The sequence below is a fragment of the Oceanobacillus alkalisoli genome (assembly GCF_021556485.1).
GTDB lineage: Bacteria > Bacillota > Bacilli > Bacillales > Amphibacillaceae > Oceanobacillus > Oceanobacillus alkalisoli.
Genome location: NZ_JAKGBW010000009.1, coordinates 17,357 through 30,647 on the forward strand (window position 1 = coordinate 17,357; position 13,291 = coordinate 30,647).

Consider the following 13,291-nt stretch of genomic DNA (forward strand, 5'->3'; position numbering starts at 1 on the left):
GTTTGTTTATGCAGCTTTTCTACGGCGGTAAATTGTAATCGCGATTGCTAATACAATTAAGCCGATTCCGATTGCTAACAGGTTAAAGATGTTTGTCGCTGTTTTCGGAAGCTTGCTTCCTTTTCCAGGGTCTAAATCTTTACTGTCCACACCCGCTAATGTTTCTGTATCCTCTTTATCAACTGGTGTGCTCGGAGTTTTATCTTTATCTTTTTCATCTCCGCTTATCGGATCTTCTCCGCCTTCATCAACTTCTACGGTATACGTGTTCGTAATATTATAGCCATTGATTGTTGTTTCGTAACCTTCTACTGCTTCTTCTTCAATGGTATAAACATAAGCTGCACCTACTTCGTCAAACGCCGGAAGATCTGTAAAGCTGTATTTCCAGTCATCTGCCACTGTTACTTCTTCCGTATCAATGACGACATCATTTTGTAAAAGATGGACGGTGATGGATTCTGGACGAACTTCCTCGCTGTCACCAACCCATGTTTTCACACCTTCTACATCAATCGTACCTACTCGAAGGTTCGTCATGTTATAACCATCAATGATAGTTTCATAACCTTCTACCGGTACTTCTTCAACCGTGTAGGTGATCTCTTCACCAGCGCTATACTTCGGCAAGTCTGTAAACTGGTAGCTCCAGTCATCTGCCTCCGTCACATTCGTGCTCGTAAGAACTTCACCATTTGCCAAGAGATTAACTGTAATCTCTTCCGGTCGATCATTCGTTTCGTTGTCACCATCGAGCCACGTCTTCTCACCGGAAACGTCCATAGTTTCTGGTGTGTAGCTGTTTGTAATGATGAGATTGCCATGATTTTCATCATTGATTTCCGTTACATAATCTGCTGCTTCTGTTAACTCAATTACGGAATAGACGATTGTTTCGCCCGCTGCTTTCTCATCAAGCGCTGTCCATGTATATGTCCAGTTATTCGCTGCTGATAATTCAACAGGGTCCCCAATCGGATCATCATTTGCCGTTAACTGTACCTCGATAGCATCAAGTCGTTTGCCATCTTGGTTATTCGCATCATCCCACTGTTTTGTTACGGTTACGGCTGTCTCGCCTGGTGTGTAATGGTTCGTAATATCATAACCATCGATTTCCTGCGAGTAATCTGCGACCGTATTTTCTGTAATGGTGTACTTAATTTCTACACCATTTTCGTATTTCGGTAAGTCACTGAACTCGTAGCTCCAGTCATTTTCTGCGGTTACTTCTATAGAATCAACGAGTTCGCCATTCGCTAAAAGATTGACCGTGATGGAATCTGGCCGTACACCATCTTGGTCGTTCTCGTCATTCCACGTTTTCGTGCCAGAAACGTCTACAACTTCCGGTTCGTGAATATTTGTAATATCGAATCCGGAAATTTCCGTTTCATAGCCTTCTACCGGAACTTCAGTGATCGTGTACTCAATTTCTGTGCCTTCACTATATTTCGGTAAATCTGTAAAACTATATCTCCAGTCGTCTGCTTCCGTCACTTCAACGGATGCAATAAACTCACCGTCACCATATAAATTCACCGTGATAGTGTCTGGGCGAATACCGTCTTGGTTATCCGCATCATCCCACGTCTTCTCACCGGAAACTTCTATAACTTCTGGCGTATAAGCATTCGTGATGATGATATTTCCATGATCTGCGTCATTTACTGCCGTGTCATACTCTGGCACTTCCGTAAGTTCGATGACAGAGTAGATGATTGTTTCACCTGCCGCTTTTTCGTCGAGTTCTGTCCATGTGTATGTCCAGTTGTTCTCTTCTGATAGTTTAACAGGATCACCTACCGGATCGCCGTTTGCTGTTAATTGTACTTCGATTGCATCAAGTCGCTTGCCATCTTGGTTACCCGCATCATCCCAATGTTTTGTTACAGATACTGCTGTCTCGCCTGGTGTGTAGTGGTTCGTAATATCGTAACGATCGATTTCTTGCGAGTAATCTGTGACCGTGTTTTCCGTTATAGTGTACTTGATTTCCTTGCCATTCTCGTATTTCGGCAGATCTATGAAGCTATAGCTCCAATCGTCTTCTGCTGATACTTCGACAGAATCAACTGGCTCACCATTTGCTAAAAGATTGACCATAATCGAGTCTGGACGAATCCCATCTTGGTTATTTGCATCTTTCCACGTCTTCTCACCAGAAACTTCTATAACTTCTGGGGTATAGGAATTCGTAATAACGATGCTGCCATGATTTTCATCATTTATTTCTGTATCATACTCCGGTACCTCTGTTAATTCTTCCACCGAGTAAACAATTGCTTCGCCTGCTGCTTTCTCATCAAGTTCTGTCCATGTATGTGTCCAGTTATTCGCTTCTGATAATTCAACTGGGTCACCTACCGGATCGCCATTTGCTGTTAACCGAACTTCAATCACTTCGAGACGCTTGCCGTCTTGGTTAGCGGCATCATCCCAATGTTTTGTTACGGTTACTGCAGTCTCGCCTGGTGTGTAGTGGTTCGTAATATCGTAACCATTGATTTCTTGTGAGTAATCTTTGACTGTATTTTCGGTTACCGTATACTTTATTTCCTTGCCATTCTCGTATTTTGGTAGATCCGTGAAACTGTAGTTCCAGTTATCTTCTGCTGATACTTCGACGGAATCAACTGGCTCACCATTTGCTAAAAGATTGACCGTGATTGAGTCTGGACGGATGCCATCTTGGTTGTCACCGTCATTCCAGGTTTTCGTGCCGGTTACTTCGGTTAGTTCTGGTGTGTGGCTGTTTGTGATATTGAAGCCGTTGATTATGGTGTCATAGCCTTCTACAGGTTGCTCCGTAATCGTATAGACGATTTCTTCACCAGCTTCGTATTTCGGCAAGTTATCGAAATGGTAACTCCAATTAGTTTCTTCGGTTACATCTACAGAATCAACTTTTTCATCATTTGCAACTAGGTTCACTGTAATGGATGCAGGACGGATACCGTCTTGGTTATCAGCGTCATCCCATGTTTTCGTGCCAGCTACTTCTGTTGTTTCTGGTGTGTAACTGTTTGTAATGTTGAAGCCATTGATTGTTGTGTTATAGCCTTCTACAACATCTTCTGTAATCGTGTAGGTTATTTTTTCGCCTGCTTCAAATTTCGGTAAGTTATCAAAGCTGTATTCCCAGTTGTCATCTGCTGTTACTTCTACAGAATCAATTGCTTCCTCATCTCCATTTGCATGAAGATTTACTGTAATGGACGCTGGACGAATACCGTCTTGGTTATCCGCGTCATCCCATGTTTTCGTGCCATTTAATTCGATTACTTCAGGTGTGTGTGTATTCGTTAGGTCGAATCCATCCACCGATGCTTCATAGCCTTCCACTGCATCTTCCGTAATCGTGTAAGCTATCTCTTCACCTGCTTCGTATTTCGGCAAGTTGTTGAACTGATAGCTCCAATCCTCTTCTGCGGTTACTTCTACGGATTTAATTGGATTGCCATTTGATAACAAGTTTACTGTAATGGATTCAGGACGAATACCGTCTTGGTTATCCGCATCATCCCAAGTCTTCGTTCCAGCTACTTCTGTTGTTTCTGGTGTGTAGCTATTTGTAATGATGATGTTGCCATGGTTTTCATCGTTTACACTTGTTTCATATTCTGGTAATTCGGTAACTTCAACAACGGAATAAACAATTGATTCACCTGCAGCCTTTTCATCTAGTTCCGTCCAAGTGTGTGTCCAGTTGTTATCCTCAGAAAGCTCTACCGGTTCGCCTTGGTCGTCCCCATCAGCTGTTAGTTGAACTTCAATCGTTTCTGGGCGGATACCATCTTGGTTGTTGGCGTCATCCCAGTCTTTCGTTACGGTTACTGCTGTTTCACCTGGTGTGTATTCATTCGTGATATCGAATCCATCGATGGTTTGCGTGTAATCTTCTACTGTATTTTCTGTAATGGTGTAGACAATTTCTTCTCCTGCTTCAAATTTCGGTAAATCTGTGAAGCTATAGGACCAATTATCTTCTTCCGTTACATTAGTAGAAGCAACTTGCTCGCCATCTGCCAACAGGTTTACTGTGATTGTGTCTGGACGGATGCCGTCTTGGTTATCTGCATCATCCCACGTTTTCGTGCCGTTTACATCGATTACTTCAGGTGTATGAGTGTTCGTAATATCGAATCCGTCTATCTCAGTTTCGTATCCTTCAACCTCATCCTCTGTAATCGTGTAAGTTATTTCTTCACCTGCTTCGTATTTCGGCAGGTTATTGAAGTTGTAGCTCCAATCGTCTGCTTCTGTTACATCAACTGACTTAACAAAGTCGTCATTTGCAAATAAGTTTACTGTAATTGTTGTTGGACGGATGCCATCTTGATTGTCCGCATCATCCCATGTTTTCGTACCGGAAATATTGATTTCTTCAGGTGTATGATTATTCGTTAAGATGAGATTGCCATGATCTTCATCGTTTACCGTCATTTCATACCCTTCTGGTACATTGAGTTCTTCAACAGAATATTTAATCGGTTCACCATCCGCATTTAGCGGCAGACCTTCCCAAGTGTACGTCCATCCATCTTCTGCATGGATTTCGACTGGGTCTCCTGTTGGTTCGTCATTTGCTAATAACTGAACTTCGATACTTTCTGGGCGGACACCATCTTGGTTCTCGGCATCGTTCCAATTTTTTGTTACGGTTGCTGTTGTTTCATCTGGCGTGTAAGAGTTTGTTACTACAAATCCATTCTCATCCGGTTGAACTGAAGTAGAGTATTCTAGAACAGTGTTTTCCGTTAGACTGTAGTTAATCTTCGTGCCATTTTCGTAGACTGGAAGGTTTTTAAATGTATGCTCCCAATCTCCCGCTTCGTTTAGTACCGCTTGCCTTTCAATTTCTCCATCAGCAAGAAGGGTTACTGTTACGTTGTTTGGACGAACGCGGTCTCTATCGTCATCATCATCCCAAACCTTTTTAACAGGGATTTCTGTTACTTCTGGTGTGTAGTTATTGGTAATGATGATATTGCCGTGGTCGTTATCATTAATAGATGATGTATAGCCTTCTGGAACATTTACTTCTTCCACGGAATAATCAATTGGTTTACCATCCGCATTTAAATCTAGTTCATCCCAAGTATATGTCCAATTATTTTCTTCTGATAATGTTTGTGTGTCGCCAATCGCTTCACCATCAGCTGTTAATTGAACGTCAATGCTTTCTGGACGTTTATTATCTTGGTTGTTTACATCGTTCCAACCCTTTGTTACGGTTACGCTTGTTTCTTCAGGTGTGTAACTATTCGTGATAACAAATCCATTTTCATTGTTTGGATCCGACTTAATGTCAGGAGTGTAGCCTTCCACATTATTTTCTGTCACTCGGTAGGTAATTTTTTCTCCATTTTCATAGACTGGCAGATTTGTGAATGTGTGATTCCATTCATTCTCTTCATCTAAAACAGTTGTTTTAACAACTTCTCCATTACCTAATAGATTGACAGTTACGCCACTTGGGCGATTGCCATCTTGGTTGTCTGCATCATCCCATTCTTTATTTACAGCTATTTCCGTTGTTTCTGGTTCGTAACTGTTCGTGATTATAATGTTTCCATGATCATTATCATTTACACTTTCAGTATAACCTTCTGGAACATCAACTTCTTCAACTGTATACTCAATTGGTTCACCATTTTTATTAGCAGGTAAATTAGACCATGTATAAGTCCAATCTGATTGGTCTACTGTTACAGAGTCCCCGTGTGGCTCACCGTTTGCTAGAAGTTGTAATTGAATTTCAGTCGGACGGTTACCATCTCGGTTATTGTCATCATCCCAAGATTTCGTCACGGTTACGGATGTTTCTTCTGGTGTATAGTTGTTGGTTATTGTGTAAGCTGCTTCTTCTTCTGTTCCAGTAGATTCAACATCTGTTGAATAATGAGTTACAGCATCTTCCGTGATAGTATATTTGATTTCACGACCATCTTCATAGACCGGAAGATCCGTAAATAGGTATTGCCACTCATTATCTTTATTTAGAACAGTTTGTCGTTCTATTTCCCCGTCAGCTAATAGGTTTACTGTAACATTGTTTGGACGGACGTTATCTTGGTTTTCTTCGTCATTCCAGACTTTGTTTACTGCGATTTCTGTTGTTTCTGGTTCGTAGGAGTTTGTGATGGTTATTTCACCATTGTTTCCAACTTCGGATGTAGACTCATAATCTTCAGGAACATTGATTTCTTCAACAGAGTACTCAATTAGGTTCCCATTAGAATGATATTCATCTAAATCTGTCCAAGTATATGACCATTCATTATCAACTGAAAGTATTTCTACGGCATCGTCAATTGCTTCACCATCAGCTGTTAATTGAACTTCAATACTCCCTGGGCGGTGACCATCTTGGTTATTCTCATCATCCCACTCTTTTGTTACTGAAATATCTGTTTTCATTTTAGTGTTTGTAAACTCTACTTCATAAACATGTTCTTCAGTGCCATATGGTTCAGTGACATCAATTGTTTTCTCTTCTTCATCAATAATATACCCTGTAGGCGCCTCTACCTCTTTCAGATAGTAAGTTCTAAGCGGTAAGTTTCCAATTTCCAGAATACCATTCTCTGTCGTAAACTCTTCACCAAATTGAACTCTTTCTCCATTAAGGTCGAATTCAAGTATAAATGTAGCTTCGTTGTTTTCAATTACTTGATTGTCTTCAGCATCTAACTTCGTAACCCTGAACGCGCCTCTTTCAGGATTAAACTCGCCGTCTACCCATGAGAATTCCCTAGCGTTTAGCTGTTCAGTTGTTACGTTTTCTTCCTCAATACCAGTACCTTCAAAAGAAACTGTATTATTAACTTCACCATCTGTTTCGGTTACAACCGTTGTGTAGTTTAATACTAGTGTTTCTTCCAAATCAAATAGAAGTTCTATAGCTAATGTTGTTTCCCCATCCTCATTTATTTCTACATCAAGAGAGTAATCTTCCCCCTCTTCAAAAACAGTGCCGTCAATTGTTGCAAGCTTTAAACTGTCTTCTACATAGACCAGTCCTGGACTGATTGTATCTATGATTGCCACATCACGCAGAATAACAGATAAGCTTTCATTCAATGTAACTTGCCAATCAATTTCTTCTCCAGTGAAGACATCATTACCGTCAAGACCAACAGTTCCCTTTTTCAGGAAGTGATCATGTTTATCATAATTCACTGTTCCTTCATAAGGATAGTCATTATCACCAACTTTTACTGTTGCATTATTGGTGTAATTTGGTTGTGAGATATTTGGAACGGTTGTTGTGAATTGTACGACATATCTTTCATCCACTTTAAAATCATCATTGAATGTTAACGTGAAGGAGTCACCATCATAATTCACTGTATAGTTTTCATTACTTAAAACTTCATCTGTGATTGTTGTGTCGCCATTAGCAGCCACATTATAAACAGATACTACAACACTGCCTTCATCGATTGTTCCTTCATAATCGAGCGTGTCTTCAATGACAACTCCAGTTCCAAGATCTTGCTGCTGGTAGTTCGTGTATAACTGCCATGCGATTTTTCTTTCCGAACCGCTTATCCAGCCATCAATCAGATTTTCATCTTCATTTTCATGGACCAATTGACCTTCTTTATATCCACTGTTCCATGAATCTTCTCTTACTGTTGTTTTTGCATCTCTACCTTCATCAAACTCTGTTTGCTCAGTTTTACCTGTAAATTGAGCATGGTTCTCATAAACTCTATCTTGACCTTCTCCGCCAACATGCGGGTCTAAGGTGTTCCCGTCAACATCAAGTTGTGGGTCATAAGAAGTTTGATAGGATATCTCCATCTGCGCATTCAATGGTAAAAGTTCATTGTCAAATTGGATTATGAAACCTTTATGGTAGCCAGTTTCTCCATCTTCTTCGTTTCGTGTTAATGTAAAGCCTTCTTCAACTTCTTTTCCATCAACTGTTATTTCTAATGTATCAGGAAGTAAAATCATTCCTTTATTCGGGAATGTATCAGCAATCGTCAACTCTGTGATTGCTTCTCTAATCGGATTAACTGTTAAATTCCAATCGATTGTCTTTTCATTATAGTTGATACCTGCGAAATCTTTGGCAAAGCTATTGGCTGGCGGATAAATAACATCATTATCCTCAGGTTTATCTTCTCCAATACCATCGCCATCTAATGATGCTTTATTGTCAAACTCATCAATTGTGAATTTTTCAATTGTCGTTGTATACGTTATTGTGATTGTTTCTGTTCCAATATTCCCCAAGTCAATTTGAATATTTTGTCCATTGACTGATACGTTGTTTGCTTTGTATGGCTCATCATCTTCACCTGTAATGACAATATCGCCTTCATCGATGCTTAAACCTTCAGGTATGACATCATTTACTACGACATTATCTAATGGATGTTTAGCATTGTTCACTTCAACTGTCCAAGTAAGTGTATTATTGTCGTAATCTACATTGGATGCTCCTGATTTTTCAAGAAGCGTGTCTCTCCAATGGTCAACAGTTGTTTCAGCTTCACCAATTTTAATGTTCCCATCATATAACTCCGTTTGATTGGTAAATTGGTTATGATGCTGATATTCGCCACCATTTACCACGGTCCAGTCAATATCTGTGCTGAATTCTATTTTATAGATTTCATTAGCATTTACTTGGCCTAAATTAATCGGGAAGTCATCTGAATCTATCTGCACTCTTTCCCGATTTTGCCAGTTACTATCATAACGATAAACCTCAATAGAACCCTCTGATAAAGACAGTTCGTCTGGAAGAATGTCATCTACAATTGCCTCATCAATTTCTCCACCTGACTCATTCACTATTATCTCCCAGTCAATTTGATGGTTCTCCCAATTATAAGAACCTTCTTTTTGAATAGGATTACTTCTTTCAAGTTTATCTACAGTCGCTTTTGCAGGTAATTCAGTATCTCCATAAGAGAATAATGCATCATTTGTAAAGCTGTCGATTGTATAATCTTCTATCGTAGTTGTATATTGAATTCTATAACCCTGAAATGGTGCTATACTTTCAAAATCAATACTGAATTCATCTCCACTCACTTGTGGATTCGCTTCAACTCCAGCCCCAACATGTTTATCACCATTGATTCCAACTGTTAATTCATTAACAGCAAAATCTCTTGGTTCACCTAAACCTTCTGGAAGAATGTCACGTAAAGTGGCCTCCGTTATTGGTTCTTCATGATCATTCATCACATCAATCGTCCAGGTTATTTCTCTTGCATCACGTTCTCTGTCCGGATGACCTTCTTTTGTTATACCACTGATGTCACCACCTGGCCTTGCAATAACAGTGAATGTACTTTCTTGTTCATCATGAAATTGGATTTCCTGTTCAATATTTCCCTGGAATTTTTCCAAGTTAAACTGTAGTTTTAATCCTACAACCCCGTTGTGCACTTCCTGGCCTTCAATATTTTCATTAAATACAAATTGTAATTCACCATCAACAATGCTGTAAGTACCAACTTGAACACCCTCTACCATTATGGGCGCACTTGGGGTACTAACCTGTAGGAAAACATCTGGCAATTGCATGGTAGCAGTATCTCCAGCAAAAACATCAAGCCCGATTGTATCCCAAGTAAATTCAACTTGAACTTCAGTTCCATCACTTACATCAATGACTTCTCCATCTTCAATTTTTTCTCCGTTAAGAGTCAGGCTTGAGAAAGTAAAGATATTCTCCTGTAACTCTGCGAAAGTGCTAACAGTTCTTTCTTTATCCTCTTTATCTTCTATCGATTTATCTTCTAATGCCTTTTCATCAGTATATTCTTCATTTTCTTCTTGCACTGGGGGATCCTCTTCGGAATTTTCCTCTTTATCAATTTCCTCTGAAGATTCCTCGTCTTCCTCAGGAGTTTCTTCTACCTTATCAATCTCTTCTTCAGGTTTTGTTGTAGGTTTATCCTCATCTCCCTCTTCAGCAACTTCTTCTGAGCTCACATCTTCACTCTCCGGATGTGGTTGTGTCGCCTCTACAACAAATACTCCCTTCGAGTCTGGATATTCTTCCGTCGCCTCCTCGAAAGTTACCATTACCGTATTATTTATGGAGGCTTTGTATTCCCCAATATCCACCCCCTCTTCCGTAAGAAGTCTTCCTGTTTGATCTGCTTCAATTGACAGATCTTCAGAAAGTTGAAGTGAGTCCGTATTTCCTGGTTTAATCTCTAGATGTTCAATGGACCAATTAATTTGCACATCGACTAAATCAACGGTTCCATCTTCTGTATCTTGCTGTTCGCCTGTCTCTTCGGCTGAAATACCGGTAAAGACAGAGTCATTATAACCTGCTGCAAAAATCTGGCTCGGATAAGCAAAGCTGCTTAGCAAGGTTTGGAACAGCAACATTACTGCGAACAATACACTGATTCTACTGCCCATTTTCCTAGACATTCCTCGTACCCCTTTCCTTTCCATTCGTTTTTCACCAAACCTAAGTATATGTATGCTTTCTAAACAAAAACTATACAAATCATCATAATTTCCATTCAAAAACCCAAAATACAGGTATAAAGACCTATTCGGAATATGATAATTATAGGAGAAGTCTCTAACTTTTTAAGATGTAATATGACAAATATCATGTCTACAGAAAAAAAAGCGCTAACCCCTTCCCAGAGCCAGCACCCAGAGCTTTTAAGACCATAAAAAAAGAGCCTATACCCACGTATACGGCTCCCACTATTTAATAACTAACCTCTTAAATTTATTAGATATATAAAATATAAATGATTGCTTTGGTATCGTGCCTTCCCCGAAGACTAGCCGAGGTACCGGAATTGATTGTAAACTCTCTCTATAATATTTTAACTTCCCATAATAAATCAGTTTGTTCTCCAAGGATTTCCGGATATCATATGGCGTGATAAAATGGGTCGGCTTTTCAAAATTGAACTTCTCTGAATCTTGAACAATTGTTGCGACGAATTGCGAGCAGAACAAGGCAGCGCGCCGCTCTATCCTGACTCGGAACAGTACACCAAACAGTCCTATAAAATTATAGCGATATTCATGTTGTCTCGCTTCTATTTCTTGTATTTTCTTCATCATGATGCAGTAGTCTGCTTCACTGATCGTTTGTAAGTAAACGGCACAGTCAGCATTCGCCAAGAAGTCGCTCGTTATATCTTCCTTCACAAATCCTCCGATAAACGGATTTTTTGGCCGCTTCCTGCCAAAACTATATACGGTTGAAAAATCCTTTGTAAAGGATATCGAAACATGATTTAAATCCCGCCTCGTAAAAAATTTGATCACTTTCGCTAAGCTGGTACCTGTGTCCGTAAACAGAAAATAAATCTCTCTTTCTTCCATTGTCATTCCCCCTTTCTTCCATTCATACGAAGAGGCGAGCTTCATTTACTATTACACAAAAATCATCTTTCGCCAAGTTCTTTTTTATCCATTATATTAATTTTTTCAGGAACCTGTTCAAACCCCATTGAAATGCGAATGACAAGCGATTTTTCATTGACGAATCCATGCAAATAACGTAAGCTTACTGTGGATAGTTACAATTAACACGAATCGTGCAGGTTGTTCAATTTTAAACAGCCTGGATTTTTTATAATGGAGGATTTATATGATTACAGTTACGAATGTCAGCTTACGTTTCGGCGATAAGAAGCTGTTTGAAGATGTCAATTTGAAATTTACTCCTGGTAACTGTTATGGAGTAATTGGTGCCAATGGTGCAGGGAAGTCCACTTTCCTTAAAATTTTATCCGGTGAGATCGAGCCTCAAACTGGAGGAGTGTCCCTCACGCCGGGTCAGCGACTTGCTGTATTAAAACAGGATCACTTCGCTTATGAAGAATATCCCGTACTTGAAGTTGTCTTAATGGGTCATAGTAAATTATACGAAGTGAAACAGGAAAAGGATTCAATTTATATGAAGGAAGATTTCTCAGAAGCAGATGGAATCCGTGCTGCAGAGCTTGAAGGTGAATTTGCGGAGATGAACGGCTGGGAAGCAGAATCAGATGCCGCAATCCTTCTGAAAGGGTTGGGTATCGGAGAAAAGCTTCATGATAAATTGATGTCCGAGCTTGCAGATGATGAGAAGGTTAAAGTCTTGCTTGCCCAGAGCCTATTCGGAAACCCGGATATCCTGCTGCTGGATGAGCCAACGAACGGTCTTGATATCCATGCAATTCAGTGGTTGGAGGAGTTCCTGATCAACTTTGAAAACACGGTTATCGTCGTTTCCCACGACCGTCATTTCTTGAATAAGATTTGTACCCACATAGCTGATGTTGACTTCGGTAAAATCCAGATTACAGTCGGGAACTATGACTTCTGGTATGAATCAAGTCAATTAGCAGCACAAATGGCGGCAGATCAGAATAAGAAAAAGGAAGAGAAGATTAAAGAACTTCAAGCCTTTATCGCGCGCTTTAGTGCGAACGCCTCAAAATCGAAACAGGCGACTTCCAGGAAAAAGATGCTCGACAATATTACACTTGATGATATCCAGCCATCTTCGAGAAAATATCCATACGTCGCTTTTACTCCGGAACGTGAAATCGGGAATGATTTACTGCGCGTCGAAGGGTTAACGAAGAAAATTGGTGATACGGTTGTACTCGATAATGTCAGCTTCATCATGAATAAGGACGATAAGATTGCACTCGTTGGTCGCGATGATATTGCGAAGACCACACTGTTTAAAATTTTAATGGGTGAAATGGAACCGGATGCCGGGACATTTAAATGGGGTGTCACGACTTCCCAGTCCTATTTCCCGAAAGACAACTCGGAGTATTTTGATGGAGTGGAATTGAATCTTGTCGACTGGCTCCGGCAATACTCACCAGAGGACCAAACAGAAACATTTCTGCGCGGCTTCCTAGGGAGAATGCTATTTTCCGGGGAACAAGCGTTGAAACAAGCGAAAGTCCTTTCCGGCGGAGAAAAGGTCCGCTGTATGCTTTCGAAAATGATGCTATCCAATGCGAACGTGCTCCTCTTGGATGAGCCGACCAACCACTTGGATTTAGAGTCCATTACAGCACTCAACAACGGACTAATTAAATTCAAAGGCTCCATGTTGTTTGCATCCCATGACCATCAGTTTGTTAATAGTATCGCGAATCGCTTGATCGAAATTACACCAAGCGGCATCGTCGATAAAGAGATGAGTTATGATGATTATGTACGTGATCAAGCATTACAGAAAGAAATTGATAAAATGTATGCCTAAAATGAACGTTCCTCTTTTATTGGAGGAACGTTTTTGTTGTTCAACCACTTCTTAACTATTGAT

The 13,291-nt window shown here is 40.1% G+C and carries 3 protein-coding genes; 1 reads left to right on the forward strand and 2 read right to left on the reverse strand.

Features of this window, described 5'->3' with window-relative positions:
- Nucleotides 1–6: 6 nt before the first annotated feature.
- Nucleotides 7–10,419 (reverse strand): Cna B-type domain-containing protein, encoded by a 10,413-nt coding sequence (locus LZD48_RS10220; protein WP_235762648.1) that lies wholly within the window; start codon nt 10,417–10,419, stop codon nt 7–9.
- 288 nt (nt 10,420–10,707) lie between these two features.
- Entirely contained in the window at nt 10,708–11,340 is a 633-nt protein-coding gene (locus LZD48_RS10225; protein ID WP_235762649.1) for a hypothetical protein, read from the reverse strand.
- A 268-nt stretch (nt 11,341–11,608) separates the two neighbouring features.
- On the opposite strand from LZD48_RS10225, the gene LZD48_RS10230 reads away from it, so the two are divergent.
- Nucleotides 11,609–13,228: an ABC-F family ATP-binding cassette domain-containing protein gene (locus LZD48_RS10230; protein ID WP_235762650.1), complete on the forward strand. Its 1,620-nt coding sequence runs from the start codon at nt 11,609–11,611 to the stop codon at nt 13,226–13,228.
- Nucleotides 13,229–13,291: the final 63 nt, after the last annotated feature.

Coding starts and splice junctions, on each gene's coding strand:
- LZD48_RS10220 (WP_235762648.1), bottom strand. CDS start 10,419: ATGTCTAGGAAAATGGGCAGTAGAATCAGTGTATTGTTCGCAGTAATG.
- LZD48_RS10225 (WP_235762649.1), bottom strand. CDS start 11,340: ATGGAAGAAAGAGAGATTTATTTTCTGTTTACGGACACAGGTACCAGC.
- LZD48_RS10230 (WP_235762650.1), top strand. CDS start 11,609: ATGATTACAGTTACGAATGTCAGCTTACGTTTCGGCGATAAGAAGCTG.